The following is a 17,786-nucleotide window of genomic DNA, read 5'->3' as shown; positions in this document are numbered from 1 at the left end:
GACCATGCTCGACGAGGGTGAGGCGACGCTCACTGTCGGCTAAGTCTGACTGAACGAGACGCACGACACAGCTGACGAAATGGACAGCCGACGTCCTCGGACCGCTCCATTCCGGTCCTTGTGCTGCTTCATCACCCGTTCCGCAGCGCCTCGTCGATTCGTGCTCCCACGGCGGCGGCACCGGCCGAGGTCATGATCGTGCCGGCATGGTCGAGTTCCATCATCGGGGTGATCGAGGTCAGGTCGAGCGCATCGATGTCTTCGGGCGAGTACATCGGTGCCGAGTTCTTACCAATGCTCCACTGCGCGTGCAGGAATCGAATCGGCATCGTCAGTTCTCGGAACCGTGACTCGCCGAAGAACACATCCTCGGCGTCGGAGACGACTGCATCGGTCGACAGTCGCACCGACCCGTCGACCAGATCGTGTTCGGCGTACGTCCGCAGGAGTGGATCGGCTGGGTCGAGAAGCGGCAGCGACGTCGAGACCAAGAAGTCGACGTATTCGTCGACGGCGTCGAAATGCTTCTGAGTTCGAGCAATCCTGTCCGCGAACACAGCGCCGACGGTCTCTCGGGTGAGACCGGCGGGCGGTGCCACCGGAACACCCCCGTCGACGAGAACGAGACTCTTCACTCGAGATGGATACCGGGCCGCGAACTCGACTGCCACGAATCCACCCATGGACATTCCGCACACGTGTGCAGCGTCGAGTCCGAGGGCATCCATGATGGCGTCCAGGTCGTCTGCGTGCCGAGCGAGCGACGACGGCCCCGTGACCTCGACGCTGTCGCCCCTGCCGCGCAGATCCGGTGCGACCAGTGTCAGGTGTGGCGATTCCGCCCGCAGCCAGCCCCACAGCACGCGCTGGCTGGACACGCCGTGCACCACGAGGACGGGCTCGCTGGTGCCGGTGTGTGTTTCGACGACGAGATCTCCGCCGGGTACAGGTACTCGATCGATGGTCATGGTGCCGACAGTAGGGGAAGCAGGCTTCAGGGGGGATGGATTCTTCGCCCACTGCGCACGCCGAAATATGGATGAGTCGTCCGCATCGGGGAGGGCACCGTCGCCTGGACGGAGTAGGGGATGCAGAACACCGAGCGGTACACGTCCGGGCCACACGACCAGGCGGTACGTTGCTGGTGTGGACCACCCGGGCAAAGGATCGAGGTGCACGTAATTCCGGTCAGCGAACCGCTGGCCAGCGGTTCGAAATCGTCGAAACCGGGTGCTCATGGCGGGTTCCAGCTGGGTCGAGGCCGGCCTCGGTGTCACTGAGCGGACCTTTCACATGGCGACCAGGTGAATATCTCTCCACACTGATCGCTATTCGACGGCGCTCGTCGTCCTTGGTGTTCGCAGGAGGAGTTGAAATCTATGGTGCCACGTACGCAGAGCAGCGCATCGACGACTGAGGGGTCGACCGAGCTCGCGCAGGGAAGTCTGAATGTCGCGCACATCGTGTTCATGGTGATGGCCACGGTTGCGCCCGCCGGAGGCGCTGTAGCAATTCTGCCGCTCGCCATCGGACTGGGGGTAGGTATCGGTACACCCGGAATGTACGTGTTCGTACTCGTCATCATGCTTCTGTTCGCCGTCGGTTTCACCCGGATGGTTCCCTATGTGCAGAACGCCGGAGCCTTCTTCGCCTACATCGTGCGAGGGCTGGGGCGTCCCGTCGGCTTGGCCGGTGCCTACATCGCTACCAGTGCCTACATCGCGCTGGCATGCGCCACCAGTGGCGCGATGGGTTTCTTCGCCTCGGGTAGCGCCAACAAGATTTTCGGCATCGATCTTCCATGGTGGGTCTATACCTTGGTGGGCCTGGTGATCGTGTTCCTGCTCGGCTATCGCAAGATCACGCTTGCTGCAGGCGTACTCGGAGTGGCCCTCGTCGTCGAGCTCGTGGTCATTCTGGTGCTCGACATTGCGATCATCGCGCGAAACGGGATCGGCAGCTTTCCGATGGAATCGTTCAGTCCCAGTCAGGTTTTCGTTCCCGGAGCCATCGGCGTCGCGATGATTTTCGCGTTCTCGTGCTACCAGGGCTTCGAAGGGACAGCGATCTACGCTGAGGAAGCACGCGATCCGAAACGCACCGTTCCTCGTGCGACGTACATTTCGATGGGATGCATCGGCTTCTTCTTCGTCCTGACGTCCTGGGCATTCCTGGCCAGTTCGAGTGGCGCCACCGCCGCGGCAGCCGCAAGCCCGGGCACATTCGTCTACGACCTCAGCGACGAGTTCGTCGGTTCCGCGTGGACAACGACACTCGAGGCGTTGATCGTGACGAGTTGCTTCGCCGGAGTGCTTGCCTTCCACAACGCAGCGTCACGGTATTTGTTCGCACTGGGCCGGGACGGCTTCCTGCCGCGGTCGATGCGAACCCTGCACCCGCGCCATCAGTCGCCGGTGGTTGCCGGTTCGACGAGCTATGTGATCGAGACGGCGGTCGTCATCGTCTTCGCCGTCGCCGGGCTCGACCCTCTGACGACCCTCACGTCCGCGCTGACCGGTTTCGGAGCGGTCGGTCTGATGGTCTTGATCACCACGACATCGCTGGCAGTGCTGGTGTTCTTCGCTCGGCAGCGTCGATTCGGTTGGGGCCACACGGTTGCGCCGGCCCTGGCGCTGATCGGTTTCGGAGCAATCACATATTTCGCGCTGTCCAACTTCTCGGCCATCACCGGTACCGATTCGGTGATCATCAACGGTCTACCGTTGCTGCATCTCGCGACGATCGTGGTGGCAATCGGGGTTGCGCTGTACGCACGCAAGAACCGGCAGGACACCTACGCGAACATGGGCCGAACCCTTGTCGACTGAAGCCGTGCTCGACGACACCACGACCCTCGTGCGCTTCGGCTACGCCGACACCCCGCTCGGTCAACTGCACTATGCAGAAGCCGGAGTCGAGGGAGTCCCGTTGATCTGCCTGCACCAGACCCCGCGTTCGTGGGACGAATTCGCCGAGTTGATGCCCCTCGTCGGCCCGTCCCGTCGCATCATTGCCATGGACATGTACGGATTCGGTCAGTCCGCCAAACCTGTTGGCCCGCAAACGATCGAGCAGTATGCCTCGGGTGTTCTGCATCTAGCGGATGCGTTGGGTCTCGATCAGTTCTCGGTGATGGGTCACCACACCGGGGCCGTGGTCGCGGTGGAGGTTGCCAGTGCGGTACCAGGTCGGGTGAAGGCCGTGATCCTGTCGTCGCCGTCCTACACCGGCCCCGAATACCGTGCCGGTCATGCCGACGGCCCCGGCGTCGACGTCGCGGAAATCGACTCGCACGGTGGCCATCTCACGACGTGGTGGGGCCAGCGAGAACCGTATTATCCGCCGAATCGTCCGGACCTACTCGATCGCTTCGTGCGCGACGCGCTTGCGCCGGGGGTGGATCCGGCCGAGGGACATATCGCGTGTTCGCGGTACGTCATGGAAGATCGGATCGGCGAGGTGACGGCCCCGGTACTCATCCTCGGTGGCGACGCGGACCCGTTCTCCTTCCCCGATGTCGGCCTCGTGCGGGACGGTCTCGTGCAGGCAGCGACGGTCGACATCGTGGTCATCGAGGGCGGCACCATTCCCATGGTGGAGCAACTACCGACACCGGTGGCCGACGCGGTCGTCGGCTTCCTCGATACGCACACGCCCAAGGATCGCTGAAACCGACGTCGACGAGCTCGAACGCCGGTGTGCACAATGCACACCGGCGTTCGAGCTTTGTGCGCTTCCGAGGAGGTGGGTCGGATCAGGCCTGGACCGACTCGGTGGGTGTGGGGCCTGCGGAACGACCCATTACCGAGTCCCATTCCTGCACAATGAATTCCGCGGTTCTGCGTGCGTAGGCTTCGATCGACACCATGGGGTTCACCCCAGGCGCAGTGGGTAGCGCGCTCGCATCCGCGACATAGACTCCGGAACAATCGTGGAGGCGACCGCGGCCGTTCACCACCGATGTCGTCGGGTCGAGGCCGGTAGGGCAGGAGCCGCTCTGGTGTGCCGACAATGTCAGGATGTCCGCGGCGTCCAGGCTGCCGAGCGTGTCGAGAAATGCATCGAAGTCATCGCCCTGACGCCAGCGAGGGTCGGACGGAAGGAACGTGAAAATTTCTTCGGCACCCGATGCCCGGAGGATGCGCGCGAGTTCCTGATGCGTACGGCGGACGACTGCCAGGTCGACCGGATCGTCGAGACCCCATGTGACGACCGGCATTCCGTGAGCGTCGCCCTCCACCCGTCCGGAGCCGTGATCTCGAACGAAGCCCCAGACCCCGGAGACGTGTTCGAGGCGTAACTGCTCCTGCTTGTGTTGCTCACCGGAGTGCCACGGTGTGAGACCCGTCCAGAAGCCGAGACCCATGGGCGCGGCTTCCACGACGAATCCGTGTTCGCCTTCCACGTGCTCGAAGTCGTGACTGACGCTGGTGAGAATCTGCCCGGCCCAGCCCTTCACGACCTCGTCGTACACTCCGCTGACAAAGTACGAGGGGTGAACGTGCAGGTTTCGACCGACGCTCGGCCCACCCAGCCCGGAACGTTGCAGCAGAACGGGCGAGGCGAGCGCGCCCGCGGCGACCACGACGATCGGTGCCTCCACGAGTACGTCCCGGTCTCCGTCGGGAGTGTTCACCACCGCTCGGACGCCGACTGCGCAGCCATCGGCGTGCACGATTTCATGGACGTCGCACTGGGGTAGCAACTGCGCACCCGAGTCGCTGGCATCCTGAAGGAAAGTTTTCATCGTGGATTGTTTGCATCCTACGAGGCAACCGGCATTGCACTCGCCGCAGAATCGGTCGTCATTGTCTTTGGCGTTGCGTGCCAGGGTATTTCGATGGAGTCCGGCAGCGTCGAGGCCGCGATTGAGAATTCGGTTGACGCTGTTGTGCACGGTATTGGCGGGTACAGCGTTGATCCGCTGCATCACCGATTCGATGTGCGGGCCGAACTCGTCCGAGGACGCGCCCTCCATGCCTGCGTCGACCCATTCGTCCAGTACGTACTCGGGCGTCGGGAGACACGCCATGGAGTTGACCGTGGTTCCGCCACCGACAGTCGAGCCCGCCAACAGGCCGACGCTGGCATCGGTCGACCAGACGAAGCCACCGCCGAGATACAGATTCGGAAACGACGACGCCTCCAACTGAGGTAGATCGGGCTCGTTCCGATAGCCACCTTTCTCCAGTACGAGAACCTTCATACCCGCGGCCGCAAGACGGGCCGCGGCAACGCCGCCGCCCGCACCGGAACCCACGACCACCGCATCGACCGTCAACGTGATCGACCCGTTGTCGGGTAGCTCGGCCACGGTCAAGGTCTTCGGAAACTGCACTGCGGTCGGCGGTTCGAGCAACGGACCGGCAAAGCCGAGGGCCGGCCACGTCGGGTTCTTCGACGCCTCGTCCGGCACGGTGTAGAACATTGCCAACACCGTGCTCTGCACTATCAGAGCGCCAGGACGAGTCGACGGGTCGGCAAGCACCGTCAGCCACTGCTCGTCGCGTCGGTGAGGCGCGCAGTCCACGAACGATTCCGACAGGGCGTCGAGGGTGCGGCCTACGAGGATGTGCACATGTGGGGCCCAGAGTGGGAGGACCGAGTCGAGAATCCGGTCCACGGCGAGATCGGAGGCACTCGTGCTCCAGAACACCTGCTCGTCCGTCGACGCCGAATGTGGCGCAGAGATTCGCGGAATCAGAGTGTCGCAGAGTGCGGCCAAAACACGGCGGTCCCAGGATGATCGTGCGGAATCGACAGTCACCAGAACTCCTTTCAGTCAGAATTCGCCAGTGTCCACCTGGACCATCGATCGCAGGGCCCGCAGTCTCGGTGAGCGAACCGGCACAGCGTGATCGGGGCAGATGCCCCGCGATACTGCGTGCGGCGGCCGCCCGGGCGGAGCTCGCGACACAGAGGCCCGGCTGCCTCGAGGACCGCTGAGCAAAACATCGAGCTGCGCGCTCGACCGCACACTGGTTGTGTAGGAAGCACACGCTGGCGACTCGAGATCTCGACCAGATGAATGCTATGAAAGGAACACCCGTGCGTCATCCGCTCTTCGATTCCCTGACATCCGACGAGTTTCGCCGCGTCGCAGATGTCGTTCGTCGTGAGGCCATCGCAGAAAGGCCGGGGTTCGCCGCGGTCTACACCGACGAGCCGGACAAGCGACTGCTCCGCGAAGGTCACGAGATCGCCCGTCGCGCAAGGGTTCTGTTGGTCGATCGTGCGTCCGGAACGACGCACGATGTCGTCGTCGATCTCGATGCCGACGCCGTGGTCTCGTCCTCCGTTATCACCGACGGTGCTGCACCCGTCCTGCTCGAGGAGTTCGATCTTGCTCCCGACCTGATCAAGCAGGATCCGCGGTACGTCGAGGCGCTTGCGCTGCGCGGCATCACCGACATGGACAAAGTCCAGATCGATCCGTGGGGCGTCGGCAACATGGCCGTGCCCGGCGTGCTCGATTACCCCGTCGACGGCCGGCGTCTGGCCGGCTCGGTCTCGTACTACCGCGATTTTCCCGACGACAACGGGTACGCGCACCCCATCGAGGGTGTCATCGCTGTGGTCGATCTGGTGGCGCTGAAGGTCATCGACGTCCACGACTTCGGCGTTCGGCCGATGAACGTCGAGCAGGCCAACTACACGGCGGACGCGAACCAGCCGATGCGCTCCGACGTCGCCCCGCTCGTCATCACTCAGCCCGAGGGCGTCGGATTCAAGATCGACGGCCGCGAGCTCACCTGGCAGAAGTGGCGCTTCCGGATCAACTGGCATCCGCTCGAGGGGCTGGTGCTGCATGCGGTGGAGTACCTGGACGGGGACGAGTACCGCTCGGTTCTGCACCGCGCGTCCCTGGGCGAAATGGTCGTACCCTACGGCGACCCGTCCAAGGAGCACTTCTGGCGCAGCGCATTCGACGCCGGCGAGTTCGGCCTCGGAAAGCTCGCCAATTCGCTTCGACTCGGCTGTGACTGCCTCGGTGAGATCGTGTACCTGGACGCGGAGAATGCCGGCGAGAACGGTGAACCGACCACTATCGAGAATGCGATCTGCATCCACGAAGAGGACGCGGGCATTCTGTGGAAGCACACCGACTGGATGACCGGCAAGGTCGACGTACGTCGCTCGCGTCGCCTGGTCGTCAGCTTCATCGCCACCGTCGGCAACTACCACTACGGCTTCTACTGGAACTTCTACCAGGACGCCTCCATTCAGATGGAGGTCAAGCTACTGGGGATCGTGCAGACCCGCTCGGTCGAAGAGGGCGAGACCTCTGCGCACGGCACCCGGATCGCCAAGAACATCGTGTCCAGCTACCACCAGCATCTGTTCTCGTTCCGGCTCGATACCGAAATCGACGGATGGCAGAACACCGTCGTACAGAACGATGCCTACGGCGTGCCTGTCGGCCCGGACAATCCCTACGGCAACGCAATTGGAGTCAAGAAAACGGTCATCGACCGCGAATTGACCGGTGACGACCACACCAACACGCAGTCGTCTCGCAGTTGGCAGATCATGAACACCGCCAAGAAGAACGCCTGGGGCAATCCGGTCAGTTACAAGTTCCTGCCCGGTTGGTCCTCGGCAACGATGCTGGCGCAGGATCCCTCATTGATTGCCAAGCGAGCCGGTTTCGGCACCCGCAACATGTGGGTGACGCCGTACTCGCCCGCTGAAATGCGCCCCTCGGGTGACTTCCCGAACCAGAGCCGCTCCGGTGACGGTCTTCCCCGATGGACTGCGGAAAATCGCGCGACCGACAACACGGATGTGGTGCTGTGGCACACCCTGGGAGTGACACACATTCCGCGCGCCGAGGACTGGCCGGTCATGCCGACCGAGGTCGTCGGTTTCCACCTGCTGCCGGTGAACTTCTTCGACAAGAACCCGGCGCTGGACGTGCCTGCTTCGTCGAGTGCACACGGCGGGAGCACTGCAGACGACCAGCCGGGCGAAGCGTCGTGTCACTGACCCTCGAGCCTGTGGTGGGCATGCCATCCGGGCGCGAAAGAATCAGGGCTGGAGTCGATCTCGCCGATGCCGTCCTCGCCGCTGTTGCGATTCTGTGTCTGGTGGTGCACGTCGTGTTGCTCATCGTCACGGGCACGGCGATGCTCGGCATGGTTGTGCCGATGCTCGTTCTGTCCGGCCTGTGCGTGGCGTTCACGTGCAGGAAAGGCAACGGCCACCGCGTACGCGAGTACGCGGTGACCGCCGGTTTCGGTATCGCGATGCTCACTGTGCACTGGGCGTTGATGTCGACGTCGCTGGGCCACTCGAGCCACACGGCGGCGGAAAGCGGCGCCATGGATCACGCTGCGATGGGGCACGGAGCGATGGACATGGCAGGCTCCGGCAGTGTTCTGTCCGCGCAGTCGTTCGAGGGATTGATGCAGGCCGGGTTGTTCTTCGCAGCCCTTCAGATCGTGTTGGCAGTGGGCGCATCGGTGCGTGCACTGCGTGCCGGCGGTGAGTAGATCCATCGCCGCGACCGAGAGCGAACACGGAAACTCCGGTGCCGACGGCACCGGAGTTTCCGCGTCCGCGGTGACGGCACCGTCGGGTCGGGGCCGTCTTCGCTTGGTCGTGATGCTCGGTGCGCTCACCGCACTCGGTCCGTTCACCGTCGACATGTATCTGTCGGCTTTTCCCGTCATCGCAACCGAATTCGCGATATCGGAGACGGCGGTGCAGTTCACCCTGACCGGCACTCTGATCGGCTTCGCTGTCGGCCAATTGGTGATCGGTCCGATGTCGGACGCCCTGGGTAGGCGACGTCCACTGATCGTGGCGTCGCTGCTCCATGTTGGGGCCTCTCTCGGGTGCGTGGTCGCGCCGGGTATCGAGGTGCTGGCAGTGCTTCGGGTCCTGCAGGGTTTCGGAGGTGCAGCCGGAGCTGTCCTCGCCATGGCCGTGGTGCGAGACCTCTACCAGGGCAACGCCGCTGCGGTCATGATGTCCCGGCTGATGCTGGTGATGGGCGTGGCACCGATCCTGGCACCGTCGATCGGTGGCCTGGTCGTCGAAGTGTCTACGTGGCGCGTGATCTTCGTGATCCTCGCGGCTCTGGGACTGACGGCGGTCGCGATCGGTGCGTTCGCGATGCCCGAGACCTTGCCCCCGGCGGCGCGGCAGCAGAACAGTGCACGCACAGTTCTGCGGAATTACGCGCGCCTCGGCACGGATCGAGCCTTCGTCTCGATGGTGCTCGTATGTGGCCTGGGCCGGGTGGTGATGTTCGCGTACATCTCTGCCTCGCCGTTCGTCCTACAAGGTAGCTTCGGACTCACTCCGCAGCAGTTCGGAATCGCTTTTGCCGCAGGCGCAGTCGTCTTGATCGGAGCTTCGCAGCTCAACGTCGTCGTTCTTCGTCGATGGACAACTCGAACCGTTCTGCTCTCTGCGCTGCTGATCGGCACCGTCGTTGCCGTCGTGTTCGTGGTCTTGGCGGCGACCGATACGGGCGGGTTGATCGGTTTCGGGGTGCCGGTGCTGCTGATCTTGGCAGTGATGGGCACGGTCCTACCGAATGCTCCGGCGCAAGCACTGGCCGGCTACGGGTCCCTGGCCGGTACCGCGTCGGCCTTGATCGGCGGCGTCCAATTCGCTTTCGCAGCGGCAGCCGCACCCGTCGTCGGTCTCCTCGGCAACGACGCCCTCGCAGTGGCGACCATGATGGCTTTCGCGGCGTCGGTTGCCTTGGTGCTGGTTCTCGTCGGCACCGGACCGACGGTGAGGACCGCTGAGCGAGACGCAGTTGTTGCCGGTGACGCCCCCGTGTCCGAAGCTTGCGTCGTGACTGTGAGCCAGAACAACATCGAGGCCGCCGCCGAGCGGCTGAATCACGCTGCGAACAGCGGCGAGCCCTGCGAGCCGGTCCGCGACCTGATCGGCCGTGACGACGTGACGGCGGCCTATGCGGTACAGGAGATTCTCAACAACGAGCGTCTGGATTCCGGAGCGGTCGTGGTCGGCCGAAAGATCGGTTTGACGTCGAAAGCCGTTCAGGCGCAATTGGGTGTCGACCGTCCCGACTTCGGAATGCTGTTCGACGACATGGCCTACGGTGCCGACGCCGTCATTCCCGCCGAGCAGGTGTCACAGCCGCGGGTCGAGGCCGAGATCGCCTTCGTATTGCGCGAAGATCTGGCCGACGGGCCTCTCGACGCAGATCGCGTCAGACGAGCCACCGATTACGTGGTCGCCGCCCTCGAGGTATGTGGTAGCCGAATCAGCAACTGGGACATCAGCTTTGCAGACACCGTGGCCGACAATGCGTCGGCGGGTGCCTACGTACTCGGTGATCGGCAAGTGTTGCTCGGGGATCTGGACCTCACCGAGGTGCAGATGACCATGTCGATCGACGGAACTCAGGTGTCCGAGGGCACCGGTGCCGCCTGCCTCGGCGATCCGGTCGCAGCCGTCGTCTGGCTGGCGCAGACCGCGGCAGACCTCGGTCGGCCGCTGCGTGCCGGCCAGGTCGTTCTGTCCGGAGCTTTGGGACCGATGCGGGCGGTCGCAGCAGGACAGTCGGTCACGGCCACCCTGACCGGCCTCGGATCGGTGAGCGCTTCCTTCCAGTAGTAAACCGAGACAACCCTTCTCCGTGTATCGCGCTACGGAAGCGGGTTGTACTCGCAACGTGTCACGTCAGAAGGAGAACAATGTCGTCCATTCTCTCGTCGGAAACAGCCCGCGCGGCTTTCGTCCCCAACGGGGATTATCAGCAGTTCATCGGTGGCGACTGGGTGAGCGCCCGTAGCACCTTCGAAGCGGTCGACCCCAGCGTCGGAAGCCCGTGGGCGGTCCTGCCGCAGGGCACGGCCGAGGACGCGGAGTCCGCCGTGGCGGCGGCCGTCCGCGCCTTCGGACAGTGGCGCAGGACGACGCAGGACCAGCGACAAGCAATCCTGCTGTCGATCGCGGATCGCTTCGAGGCCGACGGCGAACGTTTCGGTGCCTTGTTGGCGACCGAGAACGGCCGACCGGTCCGCGAAGCAGGAATTGCCGACATCCCTACATTGGTGGCAATTTTCAGGTTCTACGCCGGCGTCATTCGCGCATTTAACGGCGAGCAGATTCCGCTGTCGAACCCCGACACCCTGCTCTACACCAAGCGCGAACCTCTCGGCGTGGTCGCGGCGATCATCTCGTGGAATTCGCCGTTGATCACCTTCGCCAACAAGGTGGCACCCGCGCTGGCCGCCGGCAACACGGTCGTCGTCAAGCCCTCGGAGTACGCGTCTGCGAGCATTCTCGAGTTCACCCGGTTGATCGGTGACCTCCTGCCGGCCGGTGTGCTGAACATCGTCACCGGTCTCGGCCCCGAGACGGGAGCGGCTCTGGTCTCGCACCCCGACGTCGCCAAGATAACGTTCACCGGTGGTCCGGACACTGCCCGGGCAATTCTCGGTTCCGCAGCGCGCACACTGCGGCCGAGTTTGATGGAGCTCGGCGGCAAGGGACCGATGATCGTCGCTGCCGACGCGGACCTCGAACTCGCGGTTCAGGACGCGCTGATGGGGATCTATCTGGCCAACGGTCAGGCGTGCATCGCAGCCTCGCGTCTACTGCTGCACGACGACATCCACGACGAATTCGTCGAGCGGTTCGCTGCGGTGGCCCGAAAGATCAAGGTGGGCGACGCGACTGATCCGAGCAGCGAGATGGGACCGCTGGTGTCGGGTCGTCAACTCGAACTGGTCAGCGCACACGTCGAGCGGGCGCGCGCGGAGGGTGTCTCGGTGGTCGTCGGAGACGAGCCACTCGATCTGGACGACTCTTTGCACGGTGGGTTCTATCATCGTCCGGTGCTGCTGGCCGATCCGAAGGGCCAGGCCACGATCGTGCGGACCGAAGTCTTCGGTCCGGTGACCGTCGCGGAACGCTACCGAACCGACGAAGAAGCGATCGCTCGCGCGAACGCATCGCCGTACGGCTTGGCGGCCGGGGTCTGGACACAGAACCTGCGCCGCGCGCATCAGTTCGCAGATCGCCTGGACGCGGGAATCGTGTGGGTGAACCGATGGTTCGATCTGCCGCCCGGGATGCCGATGGGCGGCCGAGGTGACAGCGGGTTCGGACGTGAGTTGTCGTTCGAGACACTCCGTGAGTACTCCGCAGTCAAGTCGGTCAACATCGATCTCGGAGGCGATCGACCACCACTGTGGGGATTGGCCGGGCAGTAGCGACGCTGTCGTCGGTAGCGTGGTTTGCTGTGAGGATGAACGCTGCCGACGACTCGACGGAACATGAATCCGATCAGTCCACCAGGGATCGACTGCTGGATGCGGCCATCGATATCGCCGGTGAGACCGGTGTACAGGCTGTCACCTACCGGGCCGTGGCTGCCCGCGTGGGCATGGCGCACGGCTTGGTCCGGCACCATTTCGGCACCCGGGAGCAGTTGCTGATCGAAGCGTTTCGCCGAGCGGCGGAACAGGATTCGGACGACGTCGGGCTGGAGGCGAACTCGATCGACGAGTTTGCCTCCAATCTCGTTCCAACACTCAATAATTCGCGTAAGCGCCAGTTGCTTCAATACGACGAGACCACTCAGGCGGTCCGCGGTAATCTACCGATCGAAAACGTGCGTGGACTGTACCGGCGGTATGCGGCTCAGGTCCGACACACGCTCGACAATGCCGGCGTGCCCGACCCCGACGGCAGCATCTCGGAGCTGGTGTTCTCGGCACTGGACGGACTGGTGATGCAGCACATGGTCTTCTCCGACGACGACAGGACCTCGCAGCTGCTGGAGCAGCTGCGAGAAGTCCTCCGGCGTCTGGTCGCGAGCTGATCGCTCAGTGATTCGCCGTGAATTCGGTGTCGACGCCCAACGGTCCCAATTTCTGAGATCCGCCCGGATCACCGATCGGCTCGCTTCTTCCCGGCAACGGCTCGTTGAAGAAGGCGATGGAATCTGCGACGAATTCTGCGAGCTCGGGATCCTTGCGCGCTTTTCGGTCGACGAAGACGGCGTCCACCGGGCACTCCACTTCGCATGCCCCGCAGTCGATGCACTCGTTGGGGTTGATGTAGCTGCGGCGGTCGCCGATGTAGATGCAGTCGACGGGGCACACTTCGATGCACGACCGATCGAGCTGATCGATGCAGTTGATTCCGATGACGTAGGACATGCTGGTTCCTCCTGGTGTGGTGAGGTCTGGTGTGGTGAGGCGCTCAGGCGCCGTCGGTCGAATGTCCGGGGAAGAGCACCAGGTCGGGGTCGAGGTCGACCGCAACGTGATTCATCGCGGTCGCGACTTCACCGAATCCGACCGACATGAGCTTGACCTTTCCGTCGTAGTCGGTCACGTCACCGGCGGCGTAGACGCGGGGCAGGTTGGTTCGACCCGAACGGTCGACGGCGATGGAACGGCCTCGCAGTTCGAGGTTCCAGTCGCGGATGGGGCCGAGATTGCTGATGAAGCCGAGAGCGGCGATCACATGATCGGCCGCGACGACGGTTTCCTCGCCGTTCTTCGCCCGAAGCGCCACCTTCGACAACGACCCGGTTTCCAGATCGCCCACCAGGGCAAGGACTTCGGTGTCCGTGTGGATGGCGACCTTGCCCGAACGCACGCGTTCGAGAGTCGCGGCGTGACCTCGGAACGTGGCTCGGCGGTGGACCAACGTGACCGATCGGGCGATCGAGGCCAGTGCATCTGCCCAGTCGAGCGCGGAGTCACCGCCACCGACGATGACGACATCCTGGTCGGCATGGACCGTGGGATCGGTGACGAAGTAGGAGAGTGCGGATCCGAGCCATTCGGTACCGGTCTCCATCGCCCGCGGCGTCGGGGTACCGATACCGGCGGTCAGCACGACGGCACCGGCACGAACGATCGTGCCGTCGTCGAGGGTCAGGACCGGCAGGCCGTCCTCGTGGGTCAGCTCGATGGCCTGACGGCCGAGTAGATAAGTCGGTGAGAAGGCACCGGCCTGCTCCACGAGATTGGCGACGAAGTCACGACCCCGTATCGACGGCAGCGCGGCCACGTCGCGAATCTGCTTCTCCGGGTACAGGGCCATCACCTGCCCTCCTGCCTGGGGGAGAGCGTCGATGACTACGGTCTCCAGCCCGCGAAAGCCGGCGTAGTACGCGCCGTAGAGTCCGGTCGGGCCAGCACCGACGATGGCGACGTCGGTCGTGACGACCGAGGGCTGAATGGTCATCGGGTCTCCTTCGAGTTCGTTGGGTCCTAGGGACAGTAGGCGCCGCCGTCGGATACATCACGTGGATTGGACCGCTGAGCGGAACCGGGCGGGGTTCTCGGTCCGAGAAAGCCGGGCGCGTGGACAAATTCCGGTAGGCGGACCGCTTCGATTGTGGTGTCCGCAACGCAGTGATGTGCTGTGCCGACTCGGAGCGATCGGTCGAGAAGTCGATCGCTTCCCACGACACGAGTGAACTGCACCTGGAGAGCACATATGAGCGAGACGCTGGAACCCCGCGCGGCGTCGACGGTATCGCGCCCTACCGTCGCGACACCGCCGAAAGAAGCGGACCGAGTGAAGACGCCGGCCCAGAAGAAGAAGGACGGCAACCTGCCCGGTAGGCAGGACTGGTCGAGTTGGCCCCTGTATCAGGCAGCCGGAGCAGGCTTTCGCGGCTACTGGTACCCGGTGGTGTTCTCGTCCAAGGTCGGCGAGCGTCCCGTACGGGTCAAGCTGCTCGGCGAGGACATCTTCGTCATCCGCGACCGCGGTGTCGTCCGAGGCATGGCCAATCGGTGCCCCCACCGCGGAGTGCCGCTGAGCTACGGCAACAAGCAGTTTCCCGGCACGATCTCGTGCGTCTACCACGGCTGGACTTTCGATCTCGAGACCGGAGACCTCAAGGCCGCCATCACCGATGGTCCCAAGTCGCCGATCTGCGGCAAGGTCACCCAACCGACCTACCACGTCGAGGAACGACTGGGAATGGTCTGGATTTTCGTCGGCGACGGTGAAGAGCCACACCCCATCGACGAGCAGCTGCCCGAGGAACTCGTCAGCAACGCTGCCGTCATCGGATCGCGTATCATGCCGCGAGAAGGCAACTGGCGCTTCGCCTGCGAGAACGGGTACGACGAGGGACACGCGAAGTACCTGCACCGAACGGCGCTGTGGCGGCTGTTCAAGGCGATGCCGGTGTGGAACACCACCAAGATCGTCAAGCGCGGTCGCTGGATCTACCGAGTTCAGCTGGAACAGTTCTGGGATGCGGACTTCCCCGGCCTCGGCAAGTGGACCGGGAAGGCGTGGTTCAAGAGCAACCCGCCGAAGACCACCACGAACATCGGCAACACCGGATCCCACCGTGAGGTGAACCCGGTGATTGCGGCACAGGAGTTCCCGGGATTCGCGTCGGTGAGTATGCCGGGTGTTCTGCGTATCGCCTACCCCACCTTCATTCACTACGAGTTCTACGTACCGGTCGACGAGGACAACCACCTCTACGTGGGAGTGATGGCGGATTTCCAGAAGGGGCTCAAGACCATTCCCTTCTACTTCAAGTACCTCGGAGCGGTCCGTTGGCTGTTCCACGGTCAGTTCTCCAGCCAGGACAAGTGGATGGTCGAGGTGACCGATGCACCGCCGGAGAAGCTGTACCGGCCCGACGACTCGCTTCTGCAGTGGCGCAAGCTCGCCGAGGACACGACAGAGGATCGGATCGATGCGTTGGCCGAACAGGGCATCGACGTACCGACCCCGTAATGATCTCACCCTCTGATTCGAGCTCGACCTAAGGAGCAAAACATGTCAATCGTGCTGGGAATCGGGGCATCTCATTCCACGTTGATGAACACCCACTGGGACAAGGTCGTTCACACCGACCGTGCCGAGGCGTTTCGAGAAGGACTCGCGACGGCCCGCGACCGCATCGTCGAAGCACGTCCGGATGTCGTGGTTCTGGTGGGATCCAATCACTTCCGGGGGTTCTGGCTGGACATGATCCCGTCCTTCACCATGGGCGTCGGCGAGGTCGTTGCCGCAGGTGACGGCGGAACACCGAAGGGCCCGCAGAAGACCGATCCCGAATTCGCTCGTGCGTTGGCTCAGTACCTCGTCGATGCCGGCACCGAAGTCGCCATTTCGGCACGCCTGCAGATCGACCACGGTCAGTCCCACGCAATTCAGTACCTGCTCGACGGGATCGACGTCCCGGTGGTGCCGTTGGTGGTCAACGTGTTCGCCGCGCCCCTGCCGACACTTCCTCGTGTCGCCGAGCTCGGTCGCAATATCGCCGCGGCAATCGAGAGCTTCGGTGACCGCCGCGTAGTGGTCGTCGCCTCGGGCGGACTGTCCCACCAGTTGCCGTGGCCCAGTGACTGGACCGCTCCCGAGGGCGAGGACGAGGAGTTCCTGGTCGAAGCCTGGTTGAACGGGCGCGGCGAATGGGAACGCTACGACAAGCGGCGACGGGAAATCATCGTCGGAGCGAAGCCGACCATATTCCCGGAATTCGACGAACAGTTTCTGCGCGATCTCGAACACGGAGATCTGCAGAAATACACACAGTGGACGTCCGAGCAGATTGCCGAAAACGCAGGAAACGGTGGCCAGGAGCTACGAACGTGGCTGATGATGGCTGCTGCTCTAGGCTTCGCGCCGGGCAAGGCCCTTGCGTATTCGCCGATGCCCGAATGGTTGACGGGAATGGGCGTGGCAGTGATCGAACCCCACACCTTGCCAGGAGAGAAGAACTCATGACTGTCGCATCACCGGTTGCGGTCGGGAAGTCGCCCGCCGCTTCGGCACCCCCGGAAAGCCGCTTCATCGAAGCGGACGGTGCCACCTACCACTACTACGACATCGGCACCGGGCAGGACACGATCTTCCTGCACGGCGGCGGCCCAGGATGCACCGCGTGGAGTGACTTCGGCCCCGTCGCACCGTATTTCGAGGCAGACCGACGTTGCGTGCTGGTGGATATCCTGCAGTACGGGCAGTCGGAGAAGTGCCTGATCGATGGCCCGATGTGGGACTTCCATGCGGCCAAGACGGTGGCGCTGATGGACGCACTCGGCATCGAGCAAGCCGACTTCGTCTGCAACTCGTGGGGTGGAACGATCGCCCTGAACTTCGCTGCCCTGCACCCCGAGCGTGTTCGCTCACTGGTGATCACCGGAAGTATGCCGGTGTTCTACGGTCCACTGGCACCACTTCCCGAGCGCGGTCATCGGGGACGGACCGCACGGGACGTCTACTACGGCGGCGAAGGACCCACCCGGGAGAAGATGCGGACGCTGATCACCCGCCTGGAATGGTGCGACCCCGATCGTCTCCCCGAGGAGACCCTGGACATGCGCTACCAGCAGAGCCTCGATCCCGAGGAAACGGCACTCGCTGCGATGTCGGACAGCCCACGCGGCGAATGGCAGGACCTGACACAGCAATTGGGCCTGATCGAGGCGCCCACCTTGTTCATCTGGGGCCGTGAGGATGCATTCCTCACCCCCGACTACCCGATGATGCTCGCGCGCATGATGAAACGCGGCAATCTGCATGTGATGGACAACGTCTCGCACCATCTGCAGGAAGAGCGACCCGCTGCGTACCACGCGGTGGTGTCCGGATTCTTCACTGCCAGCCAACATCCCTGATCGAGCGAACGAGGACACCGTCGTGAAGATTCTGTACATCCCGCTGGCCATCGGTACCGGGATCGGCGCGCTGCGCTACTTCAGCGGGCGCCTGGCCACTCACCAGCGTCTGATCCCGAACCCGTTGGCACGCGTCAACACCCAAGTACATCGCATCAACCAATAGCACCGTATCGACTG

At 63.6% G+C, this 17,786-nt stretch carries 15 protein-coding genes and 1 pseudogene; 12 read left to right on the top strand and 4 right to left on the bottom strand.

The features are described from left to right. Positions 1–131: 131 nt before the first annotated feature. The gene (locus tag J2X62_RS02170) at positions 132–968 is read right to left on the bottom strand and encodes an alpha/beta hydrolase (RefSeq protein ID WP_310176952.1); all 837 of its coding nucleotides are present in this window, start codon (positions 966–968) and stop codon (positions 132–134) included. Between the two features lie 411 nt (positions 969–1,379). Here J2X62_RS02170 and J2X62_RS02165 point away from each other — a divergent pair, with 411 nt between their 5' ends. Beyond that, positions 1,380–2,828: an APC family permease gene (locus J2X62_RS02165; protein WP_032385621.1), complete on the top strand. Its 1,449-nt coding sequence runs from the start codon at positions 1,380–1,382 to the stop codon at positions 2,826–2,828. A 4-nt stretch (positions 2,829–2,832) separates the two neighbouring features. Beyond that, positions 2,833–3,669: an alpha/beta hydrolase gene (locus J2X62_RS02160; protein ID WP_310176948.1), complete on the top strand. Its 837-nt coding sequence runs from the start codon at positions 2,833–2,835 to the stop codon at positions 3,667–3,669. An 85-nt stretch (positions 3,670–3,754) separates the two neighbouring features. Here the strand turns inward: J2X62_RS02160 and J2X62_RS02155 are convergent, their stop codons facing one another. Further along, on the bottom strand, positions 3,755–5,767 hold the full coding sequence (locus tag J2X62_RS02155; protein WP_310176943.1) for a GMC family oxidoreductase N-terminal domain-containing protein: 2,013 nt from the start codon (positions 5,765–5,767) through the stop codon (positions 3,755–3,757). A 281-nt stretch (positions 5,768–6,048) separates the two neighbouring features. Between J2X62_RS02155 and J2X62_RS02150 the strand changes: the two genes are divergently transcribed. From J2X62_RS02150 to J2X62_RS02125, 6 genes and pseudogenes are all read left to right on the top strand, one after another. After that, the gene (locus tag J2X62_RS02150; protein WP_167325245.1) at positions 6,049–7,986 is read left to right on the top strand and encodes a primary-amine oxidase; all 1,938 of its coding nucleotides are present in this window, start codon (positions 6,049–6,051) and stop codon (positions 7,984–7,986) included. Further along, entirely contained in the window at positions 7,977–8,492 is a 516-nt protein-coding gene (locus tag J2X62_RS02145) for a hypothetical protein (RefSeq protein ID WP_310176939.1), read from the top strand. The genes J2X62_RS02150 and J2X62_RS02145 overlap by 10 nt, the downstream gene beginning before the upstream one ends. Beyond that, positions 8,467–9,717 (top strand): annotated as a pseudogene (locus J2X62_RS02140) (multidrug effflux MFS transporter); the annotation flags it as partial. The gene J2X62_RS02145 and the pseudogene J2X62_RS02140, both read left to right, overlap by 26 nt. A gap of 75 nt (positions 9,718–9,792) precedes the next feature. Continuing rightward, the gene (locus J2X62_RS02135; RefSeq protein WP_256983372.1) at positions 9,793–10,599 is read left to right on the top strand and encodes a 2-keto-4-pentenoate hydratase; all 807 of its coding nucleotides are present in this window, start codon (positions 9,793–9,795) and stop codon (positions 10,597–10,599) included. Positions 10,600–10,679: 80 nt separating this feature from the next. Beyond that, positions 10,680–12,203: an aldehyde dehydrogenase family protein gene (locus J2X62_RS02130; protein WP_310176937.1), complete on the top strand. Its 1,524-nt coding sequence runs from the start codon at positions 10,680–10,682 to the stop codon at positions 12,201–12,203. A 35-nt stretch (positions 12,204–12,238) separates the two neighbouring features. Next, on the top strand, positions 12,239–12,814 hold the full coding sequence (locus J2X62_RS02125) for a TetR/AcrR family transcriptional regulator (RefSeq protein ID WP_032385616.1): 576 nt from the start codon (positions 12,239–12,241) through the stop codon (positions 12,812–12,814). A 4-nt stretch (positions 12,815–12,818) separates the two neighbouring features. Here J2X62_RS02125 and J2X62_RS02120 read toward each other — a convergent pair whose 3' ends face one another. Both J2X62_RS02120 and J2X62_RS02115 read right to left on the bottom strand, forming a co-directional pair. Further along, the gene (locus J2X62_RS02120) at positions 12,819–13,154 is read right to left on the bottom strand and encodes a ferredoxin family protein (protein ID WP_032385615.1); all 336 of its coding nucleotides are present in this window, start codon (positions 13,152–13,154) and stop codon (positions 12,819–12,821) included. 43 nt (positions 13,155–13,197) lie between these two features. After that, positions 13,198–14,193 carry an NAD(P)/FAD-dependent oxidoreductase gene (locus J2X62_RS02115; RefSeq protein WP_032385614.1) on the bottom strand — a complete coding sequence of 332 codons (996 nt, stop codon included), beginning with the start codon at positions 14,191–14,193 and terminating at the stop codon, positions 13,198–13,200. 255 nt (positions 14,194–14,448) lie between these two features. On the opposite strand from J2X62_RS02115, the gene J2X62_RS02110 reads away from it, so the two are divergent. The 4 genes from J2X62_RS02110 to J2X62_RS02095 are packed head-to-tail and all read left to right on the top strand — an operon-like array spanning position 14,449 to position 17,772. After that, on the top strand, positions 14,449–15,717 hold the full coding sequence (locus tag J2X62_RS02110; protein ID WP_080731842.1) for a Rieske 2Fe-2S domain-containing protein: 1,269 nt from the start codon (positions 14,449–14,451) through the stop codon (positions 15,715–15,717). Between the two features lie 42 nt (positions 15,718–15,759). Next, positions 15,760–16,713 (top strand): catechol 1,2-dioxygenase, encoded by a 954-nt coding sequence (locus J2X62_RS02105; protein WP_310176923.1) that lies wholly within the window; start codon positions 15,760–15,762, stop codon positions 16,711–16,713. Beyond that, the gene (locus tag J2X62_RS02100; protein ID WP_310176920.1) at positions 16,710–17,606 is read left to right on the top strand and encodes an alpha/beta hydrolase; all 897 of its coding nucleotides are present in this window, start codon (positions 16,710–16,712) and stop codon (positions 17,604–17,606) included. The genes J2X62_RS02105 and J2X62_RS02100 overlap by 4 nt, the downstream gene beginning before the upstream one ends. 22 nt (positions 17,607–17,628) lie before the next feature. Then, positions 17,629–17,772: a hypothetical protein gene (locus J2X62_RS02095; protein WP_155288885.1), complete on the top strand. Its 144-nt coding sequence runs from the start codon at positions 17,629–17,631 to the stop codon at positions 17,770–17,772. Positions 17,773–17,786 lie beyond the last annotated feature (14 nt).

This window comes from Rhodococcus sp. 3258, from assembly GCF_031456475.1.
Classification (GTDB): domain Bacteria; phylum Actinomycetota; class Actinomycetes; order Mycobacteriales; family Mycobacteriaceae; genus Rhodococcoides; species Rhodococcoides fascians.
The sequence above is the reverse complement of the archived record's forward strand: the minus strand, read 5'-3'. Positions and strand labels throughout refer to the sequence as shown.

Coding starts and splice junctions, on each gene's coding strand:
- J2X62_RS02170 (WP_310176952.1), bottom strand. CDS start 968: ATGACCATCGATCGAGTACCTGTACCCGGCGGAGATCTCGTCGTCGAA.
- J2X62_RS02110 (WP_080731842.1), top strand. CDS start 14,449: ATGAGCGAGACGCTGGAACCCCGCGCGGCGTCGACGGTATCGCGCCCT.
- J2X62_RS02130 (WP_310176937.1), top strand. CDS start 10,680: ATGTCGTCCATTCTCTCGTCGGAAACAGCCCGCGCGGCTTTCGTCCCC.
- J2X62_RS02105 (WP_310176923.1), top strand. CDS start 15,760: ATGTCAATCGTGCTGGGAATCGGGGCATCTCATTCCACGTTGATGAAC.
- J2X62_RS02125 (WP_032385616.1), top strand. CDS start 12,239: ATGAACGCTGCCGACGACTCGACGGAACATGAATCCGATCAGTCCACC.
- J2X62_RS02120 (WP_032385615.1), bottom strand. CDS start 13,154: ATGTCCTACGTCATCGGAATCAACTGCATCGATCAGCTCGATCGGTCG.
- J2X62_RS02165 (WP_032385621.1), top strand. CDS start 1,380: ATGGTGCCACGTACGCAGAGCAGCGCATCGACGACTGAGGGGTCGACC.
- J2X62_RS02115 (WP_032385614.1), bottom strand. CDS start 14,193: ATGACCATTCAGCCCTCGGTCGTCACGACCGACGTCGCCATCGTCGGT.
- J2X62_RS02100 (WP_310176920.1), top strand. CDS start 16,710: ATGACTGTCGCATCACCGGTTGCGGTCGGGAAGTCGCCCGCCGCTTCG.